Consider the following 22,294-nt stretch of genomic DNA (forward strand, 5'->3'; position numbering starts at 1 on the left):
GATGGAATCGTCCTCGCTAAAAGCGGTAATTCAGCAGCCAACGCCAACTTCGGCCTTCAATTGGCAAATCATCGCGCAGTCCTAAAGCCTGTTCGGTTGGGTATCGGCCCGATTCATTCAATAAGTTGGTAATGGTCAGCTCCGAATTCAAATCGGGTAAAAATAGGCCCTTTTGATGCCAAGACAGTGATAGTAATGTGTACTCGTCAATGGGCACGCGCCGGTCTGTATTTTCTCTTGTTGGAGAGCCAAACCAGGAGCCATTAAATTGCAGAGCATGATGATCGTTCAACACCCATTGGCCACCCAATTTAATCTGTCGTGGTGAGTGAATATCGGCACCGGCCCCTTGTGCAACACCCGTCACTTGTTGATATGCGTAATTGATATAGAAGTCTTGAAGACCCAAAGCGGCTCCTCGTAATTCTAGCTCCACTCCTTTGCCATCGCGCGCGCCGGTATTTTGCCATTGTTCGATACCAGGCGTGGCGTTAAAGAAAATTTCGTTGCTGGTGTGGTTGTCGTACAGAGTGAACGAAGTGACCAGATCGCGACTGATGATATAGCCGAGTTGAAACTCTGTGGTACGAATTTCCGTGGGCTCTAAGTTTTGGTTACCACGCATGCGCAAGGCCGATTGTGTCGGTGTGGCATCAAACAATTGTGCAAACGCGGGAGGTTTAAAGGCTTCTCCGTAAAGCAGCTTGCTGTAAAAATTATTGTTCCAACGGTACACCCAACTGATCCTCGGTGTGGTTGTTGAGCCAAAGTCGCTGTAATCGCCAAATCGTAACCCAAAAGTAAAACTGCTGTTGTCGCTGTAATACCATTGATCCTGCAAAAAAAGTGCGGTGAATTCTCGCCGAATTCCCGGTGCGATGAATTGAGACGTCATATCTTGCGCTGGAAATACTGCGGTCGGACCTCGATTTGCCAAAGACACATTCGCCACTTTTGAGGCTTTTCGAAGTCGTGTTTCATCAAACACGAACCCTAACAACGTTTCGTGCTTTTTATGGAGTTGTAAGTTGAGGTTAAATTCCAACCCAAGGCTGACGGTTTGGTGGTGAAAGTTTTCGATAATGCCGGACAAAAAGGCCTCGTTGAGCCCATCTTGATCTTCGTCAGAATAGATTTGCGGAGGTTGGCTCTGGCCAAACAATTTCGATTCGTTGGCTACCCAGTACAGGCGCGTGTTGTATTTCGCGATGTTCGAAATGTTATTTTCGAGCTGCAGTGCTAGCCGATCCAACGTCGTTTCTTTAATGGTTTGACCTGGTTCTGTCACGATGCCAAGGTGACTGACCAGCGGTTCACTCAAAATCTGTGAATGATTAAAGCTCAGTGCGATGCCTTTCCATTCTAGATTGGCATGACCATTGAATTTTTCGGTAGCCTCTTGACGTTCAGTAGGGGTTAAGGTTGGGTTATCCAATGGTGGAACATAAATGCCGGGTTGCGGAGTGAAGATTTGATCCTGAGCGATAGGCAGTCGATCACCAGCCTCATTGAAATAACTGAAACTGCCACTGTAGGCCAGATCAGCAGTTTGTCGTTGACTCGTAGAAAAAGAAAAGTATCGCTGTTGAAAAGCGCCAACTCCGGTGCGAAATGCATGACCATGTGAGGCGCGATCCGGCTTTTGGGTGAAAATTTGGATGACGGCGGATACGGCATAACTGCCATAAAGAGCAGAGCCTGGGCCGCGGATCACTTCAATGCGATCAATATCGTCTACCGGGCGTTGATAAAAGTCGAAATGGCCGTCGAAGGCATTATTAACGGGTACTCCATCGATTAATACCAGTACACCGTCCTGTAAAGCCAACCCTCGAACCACTAACAGATAATCACCCTTTACGTATCGAGAAACGGTGATTCCGGGTAGTCGATTAAAAACCTCTAACAAACTGGTCACACCCATCGCACGGATTTGCTCCGCGGTGATCACATCAATAATGGATGGCGCATCTATGACCGCTTGTGTATTTTTAGACGCGGTGGTTACTTTAACACTGAGCAATTGATCCAGTGTTAAAGAAAATAAATCGTCATTACCTCCTGTTGACACACTTTGGCTCAGAGCATTAGTGCCATAAAGAAAGCCAATGATGAGTAGACCTGTTAGCTTAAACCGTTGCGAGTTCAACACTATTTATTCGGTAGTTTTTATTTTTGTAAGAATAGCAGTTCAATATAAATTAAAACCAAAACATAGCAAGCAGGTTTTAATTAATTGAATTAAGTTCCCTTGTAAAGCTTTACCTTTAAGCAAGATAAACATCAAACCGATGCTTTTTCGAAAGGATTTGAAAGGATGGCTTTTGATTTCCGACAAAAGGTGCGTTACCCGGACGTTTAACCACAACGCGCTGAGTCGCCGTTTGACGAGCCACTTCAAGTAGCTTGGCATCATCCAAGTCGGCGCCTGCCAGCATTTTAAAAATACGCATTTCTTTTTTTACCGCAGCACTTTTTTCTCGCTCTGGAAACATGGGATCGATGTAAACGACATCGGGCTTTTGCGTTTGATTTGCCAACTTCTGCAATACAATAATGCTGTCACCTTGAATTAAAGTTAATTGTTTTGGTGGCAGTGGGTTGTCATGAGAGCAACTCAATCGTTTTAATGCGTCTTGGAGTAGTAGGAATATTACCGGATTACGTTCCAACGCCAACACGTTGCATCCGAATGTTGCCAACAAAAACGACTCGCGTCCCATACCGGCTGTTGCGTCGAGCACATAAGGAGTAGCACCCTGTTTAAGTCCAATGGCTTTTGCTAGGGGCTCCTGACGACCTCCACCGTGTAGCCGGCGAAAATTGAGTTGACCCGATAAAAAATCGAAATGAAGCGAAAACTTTTGTTGATTCATAACGCCGAGCAACGTTAGCCGATCATCAACAAACTCCAATGCCCAATGGTGTTCTTCGGGTATGAAATTTTGTTTAATGACAATGGGTAAACGATCGCAAGCGAGCTCCGCAACGGTAGCATCACTCGATGTAAACTGGATACTTGGTTTCATTTAAAACGTAAAACGAGGTAAAACACTATTCTATCGTGATTAATCGAAGAGAAACACGCTTTAGATAAAAACATCCCGGCCAAGTGCCGGGACCAATAGGGTTGGACTGCTTTGGGAGAAACGTCTTGCAATGGAAATGAGAAATTAATTCGTGTTCGCAGTTTGTCGTGTACTTTGGCAGTGCTTGAGCGACTCGCACTCTGGGGTTTTTCCTAATTTGAACCCTTCAAAATAGGCCAGTTCGTCAAATCCTTCTGGTGCACCACCGTTGATAAGATGATAGTTTTTACGCCAATTCGCGGTGTAGCCGCTTTGCGCTTCGATAAAGCCAATTTTTTGCCAATTAACGGTTGAGAGTGGTTTAGGTTGCCAGCTACTGCAGCTGGAAAGAGTTACCAAAGAAGCGACTGATAATGACATGCAAGTTAAAAAACGCATGGCTTGAAACTCCTTAAATTTTATTATTGGTTTTTATCTATTAAAGAGTATTTCTCACAATTTTCAACAAAGAACAGCCGAGATATTCCAGATTGAAATTCGATTTAATCAGCCAATTGATGAAGGTTTCGCTGCCACGGCCTACTTGTATTTCGCTGTTAGCGAGATAAATTTACTCGCCCAACCCTTATATTTCTGCCCTAGAATCACCAAATCGTTGTTTGAACTTATGTTTTATCGATACTTGTATGGTCTAACAAACCGGCTGCTCTCTTTTATTGATAAAGTTGAAATTTTGATCGGATAATTGACAGACCAACTGGTCTGTTTATATACTTCGAAGCCCTTGGGGTAATCCAGGGCTATTAAGGTTTTCCACATGCACGTTCTTTTTTCCTGTACTTATTGGGGAGTAATCACACATGGCAAATAATGCTACGGTTAAATTTGCGAACTGGATTGTTCGCTGGCGCTGGTTGGTGATAGTGCTATCGGTACTGTCCGTTCTGGCGTTGGGCTATGGAATGTCTAAAGCCTATTTTAAAAGCGATTATCGGGTGTTTTTTTCGGGCGATAATCCGCAACTTCTGGCGTTTGAAGATATTCAGGCGACTTACAATAAATCCGATAATGTATTGATGGTGGTTACACCAAAAGACGGCAAAGTTTTTACCCCATCGACTCTGGCATCCATTCATTGGCTAACGGAGCAGGCTTGGGCAACGCCTTACAAATTGCGGGTTGACTCCATCACTAATTTTCAACACACCTGGGCTGAAGGTGAGGATGATCTTATCGTAAAGGACCTTATCTGTTATCCGCTGGCGTTAAAAGAAGGTGTTTACGACACCGATTGTTCACATCAAACCATCACCCCAGAGCAAATTGCACAATACACGGTGTCTGATTTAAACGCTCTGGCAGAAATTGCCACGAATGATCCCATTTTGAAAAATCGTTTAATTTCGCCCACTGGCGAGGTTGCCGCGGTGAATATTACAGTTCAATTACCGGATAATCCGCAAGAAGAAGTGATGGAAGTGGCGAACTTTGTGCGCGATCTGGCCAAACAAGTGGAGGCACGCGATAGTAATTTGGAGGCGCGTTTAACCGGTGTCGTAATGATGAATGTGTCTTTTCCGGAAGCCTCCATGAACGATCTGCAAACGCTGAACTTCTATATGTTTATTGTGGTGCTGATCATCTTGTGGATTATGGTCCGTACCTTAAGCGGTACCATTGCTTCGTTGCTGTTAATCGTTTTTTCTATTATTGGTGCGATTGGTACTTTCTTCTGGTTCGGTGGTTATATGACCGGCCCGGTGATGTCAGCCCCTATCATTATTCTGACTATGGGTGTTGCTGATGCGGTACATATTTTGGTGACGTTCCAGCAACATTTACGTCGCGGAGAGTCAAAACAACAAGCGATGGTGGAATCGTTGCGGATCAATATGCAACCTGTGTTTTTGACCAGTGTAACCACCGTAATTGGTTTCGCCTCAATGAACTTCAGCGATGTACCACCATTGGGCCACTTAGGGACCGTAGTGGCTTTTGGTGTGGTGTTAGCCTTTGTGTATTCGGTCACTTTATTACCAGCATTAGTGATGGTACTGCCAGTAAGAAAGAAAAGTGTCGAGCCTAAAATGTACCATTGGATGGATGGTTTGGCCGATTGGGTGATTGCCAAACGCAAAATTTTATTGCCTACCATGGCAATTCTGTCTGTAGGTATCATTTCATTCATTCCCAATAATGAATTGAATGACGAGTTCGTTAAATACTTCGATACCAGTGTGCCATTTCGGGCGGACACCGATTACACCGAAGAACACCTGACCGGTTTGTACAATATTTTTATTTCGGTGAAATCGGGAGAGCAGCAAGGTATTAATAATCCAGAGTATTTAAAAACACTGGAAGCCTTCACTCAGTTTGCGTATGAGCAACCCGAAGTCATTCATGTGGATACTTTGTCCACTACCATGAAACGACTCAATCGTAACATGCACGCCGATCGCGAACAGTGGTATAAAATTCCCGACAATCAAGAGCTGGCAGCTCAGTATCTCTTGCTCTATGAAATGTCGCTACCACAAGGGTTGGATCTGACCAATCAAATCGATATTGAAAAGTCATCGGTGCGTTTAAGTGTCACCGTTAAAAGTCTTTCATCAAATGAAATGATCAATATTGAAGAGCGATTCGATAACTGGTTTAAAACGAACGCACCTGAAATCGAAATTTTACAAGCGAGTCCCAATTTGATGTTTGCGCACATCGGTGCACGCAACATTAAGAGTTCTTTAACCGGTACCGTAATTGCGCTTATCTTAATTTCCGTAATTCTGATTTTTGCATTACGCTCGTTAAAAATGGGGTTGTTGAGCTTGATCCCCAATTTGGTCCCTGCTGGACTCGCGTTTGGATTGTGGGGATTGTTGGTGAGCCAAGTGGGTATGTCGCTTGCGATTGTTGCGGGTATGACATTGGGGATTGTCGTAGACGACACGGTGCATTTTTTAAGTAAATATTTGCGTGCGCGTCGCGAGAAAAAGATGAACGCCACCGATGCCGTACGCTATGCTTTCCAGACGGTTGGAATGGCGCTGACGGCGACCACAATCATTTTGGTGGTCGGTTTTTACATCATGACTTTTTCAACGTTTACCATGAACAGCGATATGGGCATGCTGACTGCGATGACCATTGCCATCGCTTTAATTGTCGACTTTTTAATGTTGCCACCTTTATTAATGAAATTAGAGGAAAAATCCAATGAAAAAATTGTTGCTCAGTCTGAGCTTGCTGACTCTGCTTCCGTTTAGTGTTTTAGCTGAATCGCCGGAGCAAAAAGGTCTCGCGATCGCAAAAGAAGCCGATCGCCGTAACACCGGATGGGTTAATTCAAAAGCCTCAATGGAAATGGTGTTGCGCAATAAAGATGGCCGCGAAAGTGTACGGAAAATTCGCATCCAAAGCCTGGAGGTTGAGGGTGATGGTGATAAAGGGTTAACCATTTTTGATGAGCCAAAAGATGTGCAAGGCACAGCGTTTTTATCGTTCTCTCATGCGATTGAAGCCGATGAACAATGGTTGTATTTACCGGCGTTAAAGCGTGTTAAGCGAATCGCTTCGAGTAACAAATCCGGGCCTTTTATGGGCAGTGAGTTCTCTTATGAAGATCTGTCATCTTTTGAAATCGAAAAGTATACCTACAAATACTTGCGTGACGATAAGGTCAATGGCATGGATGTTTTTGTGGTCGAAAGTACTCCGCAGTACAAGCATTCTGGCTACACAAGGTTGGTAAACTATATCGACAAGCAGGAATATCGTATGATTAAGGTTGAATACTATGATCGAAACGATCAGTTATTAAAAACTTTAATTAATAACGATTATAAGCAATATTTGAATCAGTTCTGGCGTGCGCATGCGATGTCTATGGAAAATCATCAAACCGGTAAATCTACCCTATTAAAGTGGAGTGATTACCAGTTTAAAACCGAAATGGATGAACAGGATTTCAGCAAAAATGCCTTAAAACGCGCACGTTAATCGCTGAGAGAGGTGATTTATGGTGGTACAAAGAAATCCAGATGAAACCCGTCGCCGCATTCTTGATGCGGCCTTAGAAGAAATCCATTTGCGTGGCTTTCAAGGTATGCGAGTGGAGCATATTCTCAACCGGACTGGTTTAACCAAAGGAGCGTTGTACCACCATTTCGCCAATAAAATGGCCATAGGTTACGCAATTGTTGATGAAATATTAGGGCAAGATGTGATGCAGCGTTGGGTTGAGCCGTTGTCTACCTCGGATAACCCCGTGCTAACCATTATCGATATCTGTGAGCAAGAACGCGAAGGACGCTGTGCCGATGAAATTGAAAAAGGTTGTCCAATCAATAACCTGACTCAGGAAATGTCACCCATCGACGAAGGTTTCCGTGAACGACTCGAAGCCGTTTATCAACGCTGGATCACTGCGATTGCTGAGGCGCTTGAGCGAGGAAAGACGAACGGTGTGATACGCGCAGAAGTGCAGTCTGGAAAAGTCGCTTGTTTTTTGTTGGCGTCTCTCCAAGGGATTATTGGTGTTGCAAAGTGCAGCAAGCAAGATCATTTGCTGGATGATATGGCAGAGTGTTTACAAGAGTATCTATTGCAGCTACAAACGCCTGAAATGTTAAAAAAGACAGGCTGATTTTTAGGCAAAAAAAAGCCCCGACCAGCGGGGCGAAGTTTCTCACTAATTCAACCAAAGAGTACTAACTAAAGGGAACAATTAAATCTGAGTACTCAGACAAAGACCTAGACTGGAAAGTTCAAAAATATTTCAATTATTTTGGAGAAATATGTTTTCGCGAAATTTCTCGCTTATCGAACGTACGTAATTCACCATCTCGAGCTCAGCGCTGGGTTGATCGGGAAACGGACCCATATTGATGCCTTCGCGAGTGGCAAAAAACCAGCCCCGAGCTTGCTTAAAAATGCGATCACGACGAATAATTTGAGCACTAAAGTTCATGGTGATGTCCTTATCTAACTATTCCGACATTGAAGCCAGAATTATAGGTGGATGTTAGGGTTCTCTGTATCAGTAATCTTGCATGACTGTTGTAAGACATTATCCATAACGATTGTATAAATTCTGTGAAACTTGTCGAAATTTGGTTGTGAGATATTTGATTTTAAGCACTAAGCGCTAAGTAAAAAGAGGTTAGGGGTTATACCAATAAATTCGACATAATATTTTTAGAACTTAGAACTTAGAACTTAGAACTTAGAACTTAGAACTTAGAACTTAGAACTTAGAACTTAGAACTTAGAACTTAGAACTTAGAGTCACTAACTGATTGAAAAACAACCATTTGTCGTTATATTGCACCGCAGCGAGCGAAATCTGATCAAATGTTCACTAAGTACTTGAATACTATAAAAATTTTGTTTTTTATAGCGGTAGGATTTTAAACTGTTTGTGATTGACGCCTTTTTTGGTATGTTCGAACACTCAATAATAAAGACAAACTCAACCTTAAGGGGAATTCATTAAATGCTGGAAATTGGGATCGCGATTGTTTTTGCTGCCAGCATTATGGCATTGTACCAAGGCTTTCGAGGTGGATTTGATTACATCAACCAATTGCGGCTAGAAGCCAAAGCCAATGTGATTTTAGCGCCGCGCTGGTTACAATTTATGATGCTGATTGCAGTAAGCAGCTTAGCAGCTGCATTTGTTCTCATTTGGATGACACAAGTATGGCTGGTGGCATTGGCGATGACTTTAGGCACATTAATGGTGTCGGTCTCAATGAAAATGTTATTTATGCCACGCAGTGAAAGTCGTTTCTATCAACGTTGGTTTGAAGGACTGAGTTGAGCTCAAAGTTAATAACAACCAAAATAGCAATAACAAGAAAAATTATAAGGCGGACTTTCCGCCTTTTTCTTTACAAAGATGTAAAAGCCGAACTCGTTAAAGGTAACGGATTGAATGTCTATATATTACCGATATTATACTTGCTAAGCATCAGTAAAGATTAATCTCATTGTTGCATTTCATTTCCCTTCCTATACTGAATTAAGTATTCAAAGCCTGCCTGCCAGTTCATTTCAACTTTTTGTTTTATGAGAACCATGGATATTGAGCAGTTCGAAACATCTCAAGAGTCCCTTAACCAAATTCGACTCCATTTGGTAGATGGTGTTTGGAAAGGTGTTTTCTTTATTGCCATTTTGGGCGCTCCGTTATCGATTATGCGCTATTTCAATACTGGATGGCTTGATATATATACATTTCATGCGGCTTTGGCTGCCATTGCAATTACCCTGTTTACTTTTCGTAGAAAAATGCCTTTTCACTTTAAAGCGATTCTATTGATTCTCATTTTCTTTAGTATTGGCATTGCCGGACTGTTTATTCTAGGGCTACTTGGCGCAGGTGTTTGGTGGCTGGTTGTCAGTAGCTTTTTAGTTAGCACTTTATACAATATTAAGTTAGGTATCGCTTGTGTTTTAACCACGTTATCGCTAGTTATTTTTGCGGCTTATCTTTTTATCAATAGTATCCTCATTTTACCCGTTGATCCGAATACCTATGTAACAAGCATTTTTTCTTGGGCTTCTTTTTTAACTGCAGCAACCATAATGCCAATCGTTGTTTTGCTTTCTATTGCGGTTTATCAACAAGCGATTAAAAAACTTTTACATAAAATCGAAAAACAACGTGAAGAAATTAAAAAAATGGCCATTTATGATCAACTAACAGGGTTATTGCTGCTTAATATGGCGAAAGGACGGTTGGATAATGCGATTTATCGAGCACAACGGGAACAGAAAAAAGTGGGTTTACTGTTCATTGATTTAGACGGCTTTAAAAAAATAAATGATGTTTTTGGGCATGAAGCTGGTGATTGTGTTTTAGTCGAAGTTGCAAACCGAATTAAAGCGATCAATCGCCAAAACGACGCCGCAGCGAGAATAGGTGGAGATGAGTTCGTTGTCATTTTAGAAAATTTAACCGATGTAAAAGAAGCAATCACTATTGCTAAGCGCATATTGGATGAAATCGGAAAAACGATACCGTACTCAAGTCAAAAACTAAACGTGAGCGCTAGTATTGGGATTGCGATCTTTCCAGATCATGCAATAAATGGTGAACAGTTAAGAAAAGTTGCCGATCAAGCTATGTACAACGTCAAAAAGTCGGGTCGGAGTAACATTTGTGTGGCGGAACTAGAAGGTTGACTTGATATTAAAAACGAAATCTATGGTTAATTTGCGGCCGTTATTGAGGCGCTACTTCATAAAAATATCGGAGCTATCTCGAACACTGAGGAAGCGTTAATCATCAAAAGGGTTGTCTGACATAATAAAACCTACCATTAAGAGACGATTATGAGTGAGTTGAAAACGAAAAAAAATGATGCGAGTGTGGATGCGTTTCTAGCGAAAGTTGAACCGCAACAACGTCGTGAGGACGCAATTGAAGTGATGAAAATGATGCGTGAAATCACTCAAGAGTCACCTAAAATGTGGGGCTCTTCAATTATCGGGTTTGGTAGCTATCACTACGTGTACGCCAGTGGTCGAGAAGGTGACTGGATGCGTATCGGTTTTTCGCCCCGAAAAAATGCGTTAACACTTTACATTATGTCGGGCTTTAGTCAATACGATAAATTAATGAAAAAACTGGGAAAGTTTAAAACGGGAAAGTCTTGTTTATACATTAATAAACTTCAAGATATTGATAAAAATGTGTTAGTTCAATTAATGAAGGCGTCGCTAAAGTATATGAAATCCACTTATCCTAACTAAATTTATTGCAGCACCTTTTTAAGTTTGCGAGGTAATGTAATTTTTAAAGACATGCCTTCGCCGAGTTTTGAGCTTAGCTCCAGTGAGCCTTTCAGTTTTTGAGAAACTAAGTTATAAACAATCGCCATTCCAAGTCCTGTTCCTCCTTGATGACGGGCTGTCGTATAAAATGGTTGATAAATTTTGGAAACAACTTCGTCTTTCATGCCTTTGCCATTATCGGTATAGTGAATTAGCGCCTCATTATTTTCCTGATAACATCCAATTCGGATTATTTTTGGCTTATCTTTTAAGTCTTGAAATGCATGATGCAAGCTGTTTGTCACCAGATTTGTCATGATTTGTGCTATTGCGCCAGGATAGGTTTCCACTTGAACCGACTGTAAGTCTTCAAGTTGCAATTTTATGCTTTGTTTATTCAGCATGGGTTTTAAGGAGCTCAGTGTTCTATTGATGTACTGTGCTAAATCCAGAGATTCCATTTCCAGACTGGATTGATCGGCTGCTGTGCGTTTGAAGTTTCGAATCAGTTCCGCGGCTCGCGTCAGATTTTGTTCAGAAATGGTGAGTGCTGTTTGAATGTCGCTGATGAATTCTGCAAATTGCTCTTTACTCAACTGATCTTGTTCAAAATGATTTTTTACGCGCCTCACTTCACCCAGGCAATGACTGACCGAGGTAATGGAGACACCTAATGGTGTGTTAACTTCGTGAGCGACGCCGGCAACCAAGCTGCCCAGCGCTGCCATTTTCTCACTTTCGATTAATTGGTTTTGTGCACTTTTTAACTGTACGAGCGCTTGTTCGAGATTTTGTGTGCGTTGTCGAACTTTATCTTCCAGTTTCAAGTTTAACTGAATGAGTTTGTGTTCCACTTCAGCACGCTGATGTGCGCTAACGGCACGGCCGTACAGATCCGCCATTGCAGCCGCAAATACTTTTTCATCGTCTTTCCAAATACGTTGTCGACCTTGATGCTCGGAACAAATAATGCCTATCATTTTCCCTCGATGGCGGATCGGGCAGTCGAGCATGGAGGTGATGCCTAACGGACTTAGGTATACGTCTTTAAATTCACGGGTATCTGGATCGTTTTCTGCGTCGTGAGCCGCGATGGTCCGCTCGGTATCCAACGCATTAAAATAAGCTGGAAACTGTTCTCGTTTTAAAACCAGAGATTCGTCTGTTAAGTCATTTCCTTTGTCAATCAACATTCGGCAATGTATTGATTCACCATCATTACCGAGTAACCAGATCCCCGCTCGTGTGATGTTTAGACCCTCACAAACGGAACGTAAAATCGTTGCTGCGGCCTCATCAATATTACCATTGTCGATGGCCGATGATTGACTGACATTCAGTAAAATGTTTTCCAGTTCTGCAATCAATGGTTTTTATCCGGAAACGTATTGTGAATGGCGACCAACTCTTGAAAGTGATTGAGTCCGATTGTTGCAACGGCTGGATCAAATTGTGTTCCTGAATGCTCGGCCAAATATTCTTTTACTTCAGCTTCTGGCCAGGCAGATTTATAACAACGTTCGGATAATAAGGTATCCACAACGTCAACCACCGCCATGATACGTCCTTCCAAAGGAATGTCTTCACCGCTGATTCCGTTTGGATAACCTTTTCCATTCCAATGCTCATGATGAGTCAACGCAATTCGAGCACCCATTTTGGCAATAATTCGATTAGAGTGGTGTAACAGATCGTATCCTTGCTGAGCATGCGTTTTCATGAGTGCCCATTCTTTATCGTCTAGTTTTCCGGGTTTATTTAAAATCGACTCAGGGATAACGATTTTTCCTAAATCATGTAAAGGTGCCGCGTGTCGAATGGAGTCGACGAACTCCTCGTTGAGTCCCATTCTTTGCGCAATTAATTCACACATTAAAGCGGCTCGTTTAACGTGCGATCCCGATTCAATAGAACGCGCTTCTATGGCATCACTTAAAACGGTAATGAGTTCTCTTTGTGTCAGTAAAATATCTTCTTTTGCCGTTAATTGGTCGAATATTAAAGCAACGTTAGTCGCGAACAATTTCAAAACTCGTAATTGAAGGTCACTGAGTTGTGTATGGAGCTCCAAGTAAAGAACGCTGCAGTTACCACTACCAGAAGAAAAATAACCCACATAGTAATCGTTAGCATGCATTGATTTTTGGGTCTTAAAAGCGTCTTGAATTCGCTGTCTGGCAGGCTCTGGAATGTCATTCATATTCTTATCCAAACAAAGGTTGACCCAGTCACCGGAAGCGGCTAATACGTTGACATGTTCATCTTGATAGAGATCTTGATAGTGGCTAGTGAGGTAGAGTGCTGATTTCTTTAGGTTCAACAATAACAGTGTTTGTTCAAGAACCGCACTCCCAAAATCACTCATGGACTTACTTTTCAAGACCGATATTGAGGAGCTGATAACGCGCTCCATCCCTTTTTGGCTGCGCTCAATGATTTTTATGTCCCGAAAAGAGCGAATTGCAGAGTATACGCAGGATTTCAGGCGCATCGCTGTTAATTCAGTCTTCGATTTGTAGTCATTGATGTCGTATTCGCGTATCACCTGCTCTTCTGGCGCCATGCCGGGTTGCCCCGTCCTTAATACAATTCTTGTGGAATGGTTGTTTAGTTCTTTCCTAAGTCTTTCTACCAGTACTAATCCGGCATCATCGGTTTCCATTATCACGTCGATAAAAGCAACGGCTGTGTCTGGGTTGCTTTTTAAGAGTTGATAACCTGCCTCTCCGCTGTGTGCCGAAATAAATTCAAGTTTTTTATCGTCTAACACCAGGTGTTTGAGTGCCAGCTTAGTCACTTGATGGATTTCAGGCTCATCGTCAATAATGGCAACCAACCAGGGCTCTTCTTGACTGGTTGTCAGCTCAGGTGAATTGGGGGTGTCTTCTTTGAAAAAATCCATGGTCTATACGAGTTAAGTACATCTTAATTAATTGTAGTCGAACCTTAACAATCTGCAGTGAACTTCACTTTATGAAATTGATTACCTGAAGAGCTAAAAAGTCGTGTTAAAATAACTGTATCGAATGTTAAACGATTATATCGAATTGAAACGAATACTATTGATTGTGGCTTTTTTAGTGCTGATGACTTTTGGCGCCATTGGGCTTTATAGGCTGATTCAGCCAGAAGTACATATTATTAATCAATCCAAATTAAAAATTATAGAGCTCGTTATTCAATTACCCAGCAATCGACTGGTGTTTTCGGAAATACCTTCTCAAGGTACTGAACGTATTTATTATTCCTCGTCTCAAAAAGACGGTGTGTATCTGTACAACGTAACGTTTGAAGATAATGCACAGATTTCAGGAGAATGTGGTTACGTCACTAACTCAGAATATGGAAAACGATTGCGACTGATAATTACCCATTTGAATAAAATCACTTGTGAAGAGACAAATAAGATTTTTTAGATATATGAAACTGTCAGTGATACTAAGTTAGTGTGAGTTAGGGCTTTTATTTGATATTATTTTAAATTAGGAAAACGACTATGATAAAAACCGTGGTTTTCGATATGGATGGTACATTGACTCAAAAAGGAAATGATCTGTGGAAGTCCGTTACAAATGAAATTATGAGTGTCGATTTTGATGTGCTATTAGATGCTTTTAACAAAAATATTCACTTAATGGGTCATGAACCGGCTAGCTTTCAGGCGATGTCTGATGCACTCAAAAAAATGCAAACTTCCGCGGAAAACATTTTTAATACGGCATTAAAGCACTGCATGCGATTAATTGATGAAGAAAAAATAAATCATTCAATCGTAAAGGCACTACGTGACCATATTCAATCCGGTGACGATGTCTATATCAGTTCGACCAACTATCGACAATCAGTCGATGCATTTCTGCAATCGCTTCAACAACATCAAATGCTAACGAAGGAAGAAGTTGCATGTATTACCGTGCATGGCAGTGAAATAAAGTTTCCAAACGACATTCGAATTTTTAATATCGGCCAGACAAAAGTGGAGCGTGTCGCTAAACCCATCCAATTGTGTTACATCGACGATCCCGAAGGAAACGACCGAGCACTTTACACGCATGCTGAGCGGTCAGTTTTAGTGTGACATTTTTATTAAAATATAGAGATATTGTAATAATAAAATGAGATATTTGTATGTGTTTTGTTGAGATGCCACTGCTTTAATAAAAATATTTCGATTTATTAAATAAAGTTATCTTGGTACACGGAAAAAATACAATTTTTAGTCAATAATGTATAAACCTTAGGCATTAAATGCGGCTTGAACTGTATTATGAGTGATCTTCAAAGTTATGATCCCGAAAAAGCGGATTGCTATGTCGATCATCTTGCTAATATTGACGCCATTAAAGAAATTATCGCTTCTGAAGATATTTTTAATCAATTTGGTGTTTTATTGGTACCCAAAGGAACGCGAATAAAAAAAAGCATCGCTGAAAGATTGTTAGGCCACAAAATGGCCAAACCAATGGATGAAGTGGTTACTTTTAATAAATGCTTAAATAAACAAAGCCTTAATAGCGCGTTTCATCACTACCTTTCAAATTACTATGATCTAAAGCAAATTCATACAATGAATGGCTTTGAAAATCATTTGAGTCATTTATGTACCGTGAATGTAATTCCAAGGCCTTTATTACAAAAGTTAACAGTTATGCAAGAGCGCCTGCCGGAAGTATTTGAAAGAACTTTGTTTTCAGCTTGGCTAGGAAGCATGATTGCACGAGAAATGGATTTGCCCTCGGAGCAAATTAGAGAAACGTTTTTTGTTGGACTGTTTCATGACATTGGCCTTTTACATGTCGACCCAAATGTTGTCAATAAAGCGGGTGGCTTTACCGACGAAGAATGGCATGCAATACAGAGTCACGTACTCATCAGTAAGCGAATAGTTGAAAGTTGTGGATTCTATTCAGAAAATATTTGCCGCGGAATTCTTGAGCATCATGAAAGGTGTGATGGTACTGGTTATCCGAAGGAAAAAAGACAAGAGCAATTATGTTTTTGTGGGCAAATTGTTGCGATGGTTGATGCAATTCATCATATTCGGTGTCGTCAGTTTTCTCAAGTTGGCAAAACACTCGCTGATATTCGACCCTACTTACAGATAAACATTCGAACTTTTTTCTTTGAAACCTATCAAGCAATACATGCAATATTGAACCGCTCAGAACTCAGTGTCGCTGTTTTGATTAATCGAGAGCAGTTCGCATCATTACCCAGTCGCCTTATAGAACGCAATCAACGATTGAAGAAAATGGAAGGGATCCTCAATGACATTCATAAGCTTTTGTTACGTGCGGTTGAAAGTGAGCATGCCAAATCCACCAGTGAATCAATTCATTATATTATGAGCACGATTCAACGTTCGGGATTAGTGGGAGACGATGTTTGCACTTGGCTTGATGGATTGAAAGATGACGATTTTGAGCAAACGCATCTTGAATTGCAAGAAATCGAAGCGTTGCAACATGAGCTGTTATGGGTCATAAAGCGAGCTGATCGGTTGCTACCCAATCTTCTTCAAGACTGTCAGAAATTTAAGCAACGTAAAGAGTTACATCAATTAGTTGAAGAACTGGATGAAGATTTACTTCATGCGTGGGAATCCTATGAAGCGACAACCGCAGCCGCTTAGACGAATTAAAAAAATGTTAGAAAATTAAACGTAATGGCTGGGAAAATAATGTCGGAAATATATTCTAATACCGCATTTTACGATTTAATGTTTAGCGATAATTTGTTAGACACGAACGAAATGAATTCAATTGAGAATAAAGTTCATGAAGAAATTCGTAAGGTTGTTACCGAGATTGAGTTATTGTCCGATCAAATTCCGTCGGTACCCGGAGTCATTTCAGAATTATTGGAAGAAATGGCCAATGAAAATTCCGATTTCAATCGAGTATCTGAAATTATCAATCGTGATCCGGTACTTTCTGGAAAAGTAATTAGCATTGCAAACAGCGCGTATTATCGTCGCACCGAACACCCTATTGAAAGCATCGATGCGGCTTTACGTTCAATGGGACTCGAGGGCGTTGCATCAATTACGTCCTCCATTTTGATGGAGCAACTGATGCAAGTCAAACCGATTTACTATCGCATGTTTGGAAAACTTATTTGGACACACTCATTGCAAACCGCTGTCATTTGCAAAGAGCTGGCGAAAGTACAGCAACAAGATGTTTTTCTTGCTTATCTTTTGGGGCTCGTGCATGACTTAGGAAAAGTGATAATTTTTAAATGTTTAGTTACGATATTTAAGCAAGAGTTAGGAGACGAAATGCCCGGAAGTTTGGCTTTTAGAAGGACTATGACAGAAATATCGGAAGATATATCTGCCTTTATCGCTTTGGAATGGCAGTTGCCCGAAACGATTATTAAAGCGTTAAGAGAGCAAAATACTAGAATTAACTCCTCACTCGGGAAAATTTTGTTACAAGCAAATAAGTTCAGTGAAGTGTATTTACTGGCGAAGCACCACAATATGGAAAGCACTTCTTCGTTTTCTTATCTTTCACAGTTCGACTTTTCATCCTCACAATGTGAAACGTTATTCGGAAAGCTCGAACAATTACCCAGTAATATTCAATAGTATTTTATCGTTTGCATTAAGGAGTTTTAATATGGTGGAAAGCTTATTGGAGTCACTGTATGAAGGATTGAATAAACTCGCTTTAGATACTTTTCCAAAAACCTGTTCTAATTGCGGGGCAGTATATCAATCAGCGGATGACTATTTAGAAAAAACGAAAAGCATACGAGATACCAGTGGATTGAAAGAAAGTGAAGATGATGATTACAACCCTCTTGTTGAACTGTACCGTAATTGCAGTTGCGGGTCGACTTTATTGGTTAATTTTAAAGATCGCCGTAGGTCCGGCCCGGATTATGAGAGACGTCGTCAGCAATTTGATGATGTTGTTAAATTGCTGGAGAAGGCCAACTCAGAATATTCCGTAAGCCAATTGAAGTCTGAATTGCGGAAGTTTTTGCGAGGTGAGCCGAGTGAAGTATTAGGAAAATTAGGTATTAACAAAGCCACCAAAAAGGTTTAAAGCATATGATTGCCGATACTTTAACCGCCACTGTTCGTAACCAATACGAACAGCAACCTTATCCTTATCGAAATCCAGAAGATGAACGACAAAGATTGCTTCCCACCGTTGGCGATACATTAGAGGAGTTGAACCACTATTGCTTTAATGGTGAACAAAAATTTGAAGATACCTTTCGTTGCCTGGTTGCCGGCGGTGGTACTGGTGATTCCGTAATTTATCTGGCGGAACAGTTGCGCCAAAAAAATGCGCAAGTGATCTATCTGGATATGTCGAACAGTTCACGCGCTGTGGCGGAAGCAAGAGCAAAGGTTCGAGGATTAACGAACATTCAGTGGATAACTGCAACAATACAACAAATACCGGAGCTGCAATTCGATAAATTTGACTATATCAATTGTTCCGGCGTCTTGCATCACCTAGAAAATCCACTGCTTGGCCTGAAATTACTTAAATCAGTATTAAAGCCCAATGGCGCGATTTTTCTGATGCTTTACGCAAAACATGCTCGCGCCGCTATTTATCAGATGCAGTCCTTATTAAAAATTGCGTGTGCGAAAAGTCACGATTTGAATGAACAAATATCAATCGCGCGACGACTCATCGCTCAGTTGCCGGCATCCAATCTTTTTAAGCGCACATTCGATACATGGCAGGCCGAAATTGATCGAGAAATTAACGGCGATATTGGACTGGTGGATTTGTTGCTCCATGTGTGCGATCGCGCATACGATGTTCCGGAGCTGTATCAGTTTGCAAAGGATGCAGGATTAAGGTTTGTCGATTTTACCGGCCAATACAAACGCAGCTATGAGCCCGAAGCGCTGATCAACGATGAGTCGTTATTAAAAACATTAAAATTGCATTCTCGAGTTGAGCAACAAACCATGTCAGAAATTATTCACGGTGGCATTATTAAACACCAGTTTTATCTGTCAGAAGAAGAAAAAGCACAACCTGTCATAAATGATCTGGAAAACCGTGTGGTGTTAACCTCCGATCTTAAAGGACAACACATGGCATTGCATCAAGCAATTCAACCAGGTGCGGTGTTAAACTTATCGTTTACATTGAACAAAAAAACGGAAAATTTTTCGATTCCCGGTAGTGCAACACTTAAGTCGATGTTTCGGTATTTTGATGGTCGACATACACTGCGTGAAGCCTTCGCAAAAACCCGACAACGTGAAAGAAAAGTAAGCGATAAACAACTGTTGTCCGAACTTCGGCCAGTGTATCGGTTGCTTCATTCTTTAGGGCGAATGTATTTGAGTAAAGTGCCCGTCAATTAAAAGTATGTTTGAAACTAATCAATCAATCGTTTTCTGATTTAGGTCAAACCTTCAACTTAAAAGACAGGCTGCATGCTGTACAGGGTTATCACAGAAAAAGGAGCTCGTTATTTTTCTGCTCAGCCCGCCCGCTAACACAGCTGGCCTATCTTTTCTGTCTGCTTATTCTCAGTTACTGGGTGGAGATGCTTACTGCATTACGAGTTGAAGCGTTTACCCATTGGCTTAAAAAAGTGTTCACTTCCGCTGTTGCAGGAATCGCTTCACCTTTCAATATTTTATCTGCCCGATCAAACGTGGCTTCAATAATGGGCATCCCATCAACTTGGGTAGCCAATTCAAGACGTTGGCTCCTGTTAAAGTGCGTGGTCCAATTGTTTCGAATTAACGCCCAGTAAGGTGCTGTTTTTGTCCAATAGGTGTAGGCTGGATTAAAGTTAAATCCTGAAATATTTCGATAGTTGTTAAAGCCAAACTCCCGAACCAGACGTTTTTCAATTGCTTCGCCGTTTCGTACAACCTTTGTGTTGTCCTGTTCGTGCGTCCAGCCCATAGGTGTTATGGTGTGACGATTGATCACTTGTAACGCATTGTAGTCACTGCGAATGGTGTAGTCTCTGCGAGGCAAAGGGCGCCAGCTGATGTCGCTGGTCCAAGTTGACGCGTTTGTTTCATGCTGCCATATGCCGGTGCCGCAATATCGGGGCGCGTCAGAAACTTCGTACACACATTGGGTCCAAAAGCCTTTTTGGCGTTTGGCGGGTATGGCCTTAATTGTCCAGGTTTGATCGCGGGTAAATTCAAATCGTTGCTCGGCTTCGAACAACCAGTCTTGTCGCCAATGTTTGATCACATGATCGTCACCTACGATAAGCAGGTGCTGTAGTACAATTTTATTCGGGCTGTTTTCCACTACCACAACGGCTTCCTTTGCATCCGTTTTTTTGGGAGCAAAACGTTGATAGTTTTCGTCCAGAATCACGGTTTCTTGAAAATGAAAGTCAACTTTGTATTCGCCCTGCATTGCCAAAATGGCAGCTCTGTCTTTGGCATGTTTGGAGTGAGCATCGGCGATCGCGTTGCTATAAGGATTGCTGACATAGTGATAGTGAGGGTTGGTTTGTTGAGTTGCTTGATGGTCTGCGGTGGTTGGGTCGCTTAAGTGAGCGCAGCCGCCCAAAACAATGAAACCGGTGAGAATCCAGGCAATGTTGGACGGTCTCTTCATGTTCGGTATCCTCGAGGGGTTGATTTGATAATTTATAAATAATAATTATTATCATTCGCATTTGCAAGGAATTGTCCTGATCTTACCTTCTATTAAGCTTGATGAATGAAAAGGACTATTAAACAGTCACTTAACAGGCATTTGTCGGGTGACTGTCGGGGAAAAGTCGTAACCGTCAGCATAGAAAAGTTGACATGATTTCCTTGCAGAGTGATGAGGAGTACTAATGATTGTAAGAAAACTGAGAGATAAAAAAGGTTGGTCTCAGGAACAACTTGCTGAAATGTGTGGATTAAATGTGCGAACGATTCAGCGAGTAGAGCGTGGGAATAAAGCCAGCATAGAAACACTGAACAGCCTTGCCTCTGTATTTGAAATTCACGTCTCAAAACTAACAGAGGAAATTACCGTGATAGACAAAGACTCAAATGACTGGAAGCGATTGCCGTGGTGGTTTAGGTTCAATATGGTCGGGGTTTATCGTCGACGGTCCGTACTTTGGGCAGAGCTCATTATGTTTGTGATAGGGTTATTGGCTTGGTTGGTTTGGAAAAACTCATTTGTAGCCGCTACGTTATTTTTAAGTGCTTATTTAACGGGTTGGATCCTTCGTTACGGCGATGGTAAGCAAGTTTGGTAATTGAAAACTTTTGAGATGGGAAACACCCATCTCATTGGTTTGGGTTTTACCCGACTTCTTGAATCAAAAATTCCAACATTTTTTCCGAAGGTAAAAACAGTCGTATATCGGTGGTGAGTTTATCCAGTTCTTCGTAAATGTAATCGAAATGGGTGCAACCTAGAATGAGTATTTGCACCCCACTTTTTACCAATGCACTGGTTAACTCTTTAAGTGCGTGCAGCTTGATGATCATTTGTGGTGATAGCTGGGCTTCAATATCCTCAACAATTTGCAAGTTGCCGATGCCAATGACCTTAGCGGTGGGATTGAGGGTAAGAATGTTTTTCTCGATATTGGCGCAACTTTGGCAATTAGCTGCAAGCAGACCAAAGTTACGGTAGCGATCGGTCAGTTGGTGGTATACCTCGAGTGGCGTTACCACTGGAACCCGACTTTCGCTTTTAACTCTTGCTAAATCGATGGCTCCGCTTAATGAGTTGCAATACAGCATGGCAGAGTTTGCGCCAGCATCGACTAATTTAGAAATCGTGTCAATGACCATTTGCGTTAACGTATCGCGATCCAGCGCCTGCAAGTTGGTTTGGGCTTGTGGTGTTTCGGAAATCGATAAACCAATCGCTTTGGTTGCTTTCGATTCCAGGTAATTCAGACCAAACCGAGTGTCGGTTAACGTACCGGCGATCACACCGACCACCAGGTCGCTGTTATTAATTGAATTTTGTAACATCAAGTTGACCATTAAGATTGTTCATAGCAGGACGTAAGTCCTGTTTTTGCGCGGAGTTGATCTAAATACCAGCCATAGGGGCGACCAAGACAACCGGCAATTATACTCACGGTTAAAGCGGCTTTGAGTATTTCCGTTAAGTCGGCACCACCCAAAATCATATTGCCGACATACAGTGGCATCTGAAACGATAAAAACACCAGCGTGTCGGCTAAATAGGTTTTCATAAAACCATCGGTTGCACTCACCTTCGCTTTACGAAATAAGTATTGACGCCAAAGGCCAAAAGGTCGAGCGACCAGGGTATTCAGCACCAAAGCAACCAGTCGTACCTGAAAATGTTCCTGCCAGCTCATACCGGCGACCAGTATCTCAATCGGCAGCGAAACGGCGTAAGAAAATGTGTTCAGTGCGAATATATCGATCAATGCTTCGCGCCAAGGGCGAGCCTGTGATGACTGAGTTGAAGGCGACGACATATTAGAAATGCGGGATACTGCGGATTTGGTGGCGCATTATCCCAGAAAAGACCATCTTG

At 41.7% G+C, this 22,294-nt stretch carries 22 protein-coding genes; 13 read left to right on the forward strand and 9 right to left on the reverse strand.

All coding sequences use genetic code 11. The features are described 5' to 3' along the window. Positions 1-16: 16 nt before the first annotated feature. From ACTUJY_RS06885 to ACTUJY_RS06895, 3 genes are all read right to left on the reverse strand, one after another. Positions 17-2,152 carry a TonB-dependent receptor plug domain-containing protein gene (locus tag ACTUJY_RS06885; protein ID WP_463615330.1) on the reverse strand — a complete coding sequence of 712 codons (2,136 nt, stop codon included), beginning with the start codon at positions 2,150-2,152 and terminating at the stop codon, positions 17-19. A gap of 115 nt (positions 2,153-2,267) precedes the next feature. Continuing rightward, entirely contained in the window at positions 2,268-3,029 is a 762-nt protein-coding gene (locus ACTUJY_RS06890; protein ID WP_463615331.1) for a class I SAM-dependent methyltransferase, read from the reverse strand. 144 nt (positions 3,030-3,173) lie between these two features. Continuing rightward, entirely contained in the window at positions 3,174-3,467 is a 294-nt protein-coding gene (locus tag ACTUJY_RS06895) for a hypothetical protein (protein ID WP_463615332.1), read from the reverse strand. Between the two features lie 422 nt (positions 3,468-3,889). On the opposite strand from ACTUJY_RS06895, the gene ACTUJY_RS06900 reads away from it, so the two are divergent. The 3 genes from ACTUJY_RS06900 to ACTUJY_RS06910 are packed head-to-tail and all read left to right on the forward strand — an operon-like array spanning position 3,890 to position 7,677. Next, complete coding sequence (locus ACTUJY_RS06900; RefSeq protein WP_463615333.1) at positions 3,890-6,298, forward strand: efflux RND transporter permease subunit; 2,409 nt, start codon at positions 3,890-3,892, stop codon at positions 6,296-6,298. Beyond that, complete coding sequence (locus ACTUJY_RS06905; RefSeq protein ID WP_463615334.1) at positions 6,249-7,031, forward strand: outer membrane lipoprotein-sorting protein; 783 nt, start codon at positions 6,249-6,251, stop codon at positions 7,029-7,031. The genes ACTUJY_RS06900 and ACTUJY_RS06905 overlap by 50 nt, the downstream gene beginning before the upstream one ends. 19 nt (positions 7,032-7,050) lie before the next feature. Next, on the forward strand, positions 7,051-7,677 hold the full coding sequence (locus tag ACTUJY_RS06910; protein ID WP_463615335.1) for a TetR/AcrR family transcriptional regulator: 627 nt from the start codon (positions 7,051-7,053) through the stop codon (positions 7,675-7,677). Positions 7,678-7,809: 132 nt separating this feature from the next. Here ACTUJY_RS06910 and ACTUJY_RS06915 read toward each other — a convergent pair whose 3' ends face one another. Continuing rightward, positions 7,810-8,001 carry a DUF6316 family protein gene (locus ACTUJY_RS06915; RefSeq protein ID WP_463615336.1) on the reverse strand — a complete coding sequence of 64 codons (192 nt, stop codon included), beginning with the start codon at positions 7,999-8,001 and terminating at the stop codon, positions 7,810-7,812. A gap of 525 nt (positions 8,002-8,526) precedes the next feature. Between ACTUJY_RS06915 and ACTUJY_RS06920 the strand changes: the two genes are divergently transcribed. From ACTUJY_RS06920 to ACTUJY_RS06930, 3 genes are all read left to right on the forward strand, one after another. Next, entirely contained in the window at positions 8,527-8,853 is a 327-nt protein-coding gene (locus ACTUJY_RS06920; protein ID WP_463615337.1) for a hypothetical protein, read from the forward strand. A gap of 257 nt (positions 8,854-9,110) precedes the next feature. Beyond that, complete coding sequence (locus ACTUJY_RS06925) at positions 9,111-10,220, forward strand: diguanylate cyclase (protein WP_463615338.1); 1,110 nt, start codon at positions 9,111-9,113, stop codon at positions 10,218-10,220. A gap of 150 nt (positions 10,221-10,370) precedes the next feature. After that, on the forward strand, positions 10,371-10,790 hold the full coding sequence (locus ACTUJY_RS06930) for a DUF1801 domain-containing protein (protein WP_463615339.1): 420 nt from the start codon (positions 10,371-10,373) through the stop codon (positions 10,788-10,790). Positions 10,791-10,792: 2 nt separating this feature from the next. On the opposite strand, the gene ACTUJY_RS06935 is transcribed toward ACTUJY_RS06930, so the two are convergent. Both ACTUJY_RS06935 and ACTUJY_RS06940 read right to left on the reverse strand, forming a co-directional pair. Then, a complete protein-coding gene (locus tag ACTUJY_RS06935; protein ID WP_463615340.1) occupies positions 10,793-12,178 on the reverse strand; it encodes a sensor histidine kinase in 1,386 nt (461 codons plus the stop codon). After that, positions 12,175-13,713, reverse strand: coding sequence for a DUF3369 domain-containing protein (locus ACTUJY_RS06940; RefSeq protein ID WP_463615341.1), 1,539 nt, complete (start codon positions 13,711-13,713; stop codon positions 12,175-12,177). Before ACTUJY_RS06940 ends, ACTUJY_RS06935 begins: the two co-directional genes overlap by 4 nt. Before the next feature lie 124 nt (positions 13,714-13,837). Between ACTUJY_RS06940 and ACTUJY_RS06945 the strand changes: the two genes are divergently transcribed. From ACTUJY_RS06945 to ACTUJY_RS06970, 6 genes are all read left to right on the forward strand, one after another. After that, positions 13,838-14,227, forward strand: coding sequence for a hypothetical protein (locus tag ACTUJY_RS06945; RefSeq protein WP_463615342.1), 390 nt, complete (start codon positions 13,838-13,840; stop codon positions 14,225-14,227). A gap of 80 nt (positions 14,228-14,307) precedes the next feature. Beyond that, positions 14,308-14,889: an HAD family hydrolase gene (locus ACTUJY_RS06950; RefSeq protein WP_463615343.1), complete on the forward strand. Its 582-nt coding sequence runs from the start codon at positions 14,308-14,310 to the stop codon at positions 14,887-14,889. Positions 14,890-15,078: 189 nt separating this feature from the next. Next, positions 15,079-16,443: an HD-GYP domain-containing protein gene (locus ACTUJY_RS06955; protein ID WP_463615344.1), complete on the forward strand. Its 1,365-nt coding sequence runs from the start codon at positions 15,079-15,081 to the stop codon at positions 16,441-16,443. 48 nt (positions 16,444-16,491) lie between these two features. Then, a complete protein-coding gene (locus ACTUJY_RS06960; RefSeq protein ID WP_463615345.1) occupies positions 16,492-17,403 on the forward strand; it encodes an HDOD domain-containing protein in 912 nt (303 codons plus the stop codon). Between the two features lie 31 nt (positions 17,404-17,434). Then, entirely contained in the window at positions 17,435-17,866 is a 432-nt protein-coding gene (locus tag ACTUJY_RS06965; protein WP_463615346.1) for an oxidoreductase, read from the forward strand. 5 nt (positions 17,867-17,871) lie between these two features. Beyond that, positions 17,872-19,158 carry a class I SAM-dependent methyltransferase gene (locus tag ACTUJY_RS06970; protein ID WP_463615347.1) on the forward strand — a complete coding sequence of 429 codons (1,287 nt, stop codon included), beginning with the start codon at positions 17,872-17,874 and terminating at the stop codon, positions 19,156-19,158. A 172-nt stretch (positions 19,159-19,330) separates the two neighbouring features. On the opposite strand, the gene ACTUJY_RS06975 is transcribed toward ACTUJY_RS06970, so the two are convergent. After that, positions 19,331-20,386: a DUF6607 family protein gene (locus tag ACTUJY_RS06975; RefSeq protein ID WP_463615348.1), complete on the reverse strand. Its 1,056-nt coding sequence runs from the start codon at positions 20,384-20,386 to the stop codon at positions 19,331-19,333. 226 nt (positions 20,387-20,612) lie between these two features. On the opposite strand from ACTUJY_RS06975, the gene ACTUJY_RS06980 reads away from it, so the two are divergent. Then, positions 20,613-21,026 (forward strand): helix-turn-helix domain-containing protein, encoded by a 414-nt coding sequence (locus tag ACTUJY_RS06980; protein WP_463615349.1) that lies wholly within the window; start codon positions 20,613-20,615, stop codon positions 21,024-21,026. Between the two features lie 46 nt (positions 21,027-21,072). On the opposite strand, the gene ACTUJY_RS06985 is transcribed toward ACTUJY_RS06980, so the two are convergent. Together ACTUJY_RS06985 and alaE are read right to left on the reverse strand one after the other, a co-directional pair. After that, positions 21,073-21,756, reverse strand: coding sequence for an aspartate/glutamate racemase family protein (locus tag ACTUJY_RS06985; RefSeq protein WP_463615350.1), 684 nt, complete (start codon positions 21,754-21,756; stop codon positions 21,073-21,075). Positions 21,757-21,767: 11 nt separating this feature from the next. Continuing rightward, complete coding sequence (gene alaE / locus ACTUJY_RS06990; protein WP_463615351.1) at positions 21,768-22,235, reverse strand: L-alanine exporter AlaE; 468 nt, start codon at positions 22,233-22,235, stop codon at positions 21,768-21,770. Positions 22,236-22,294: the final 59 nt, after the last annotated feature.

It is taken from the genome of Pleionea sp. WD8-19 (genome assembly GCF_055326765.1).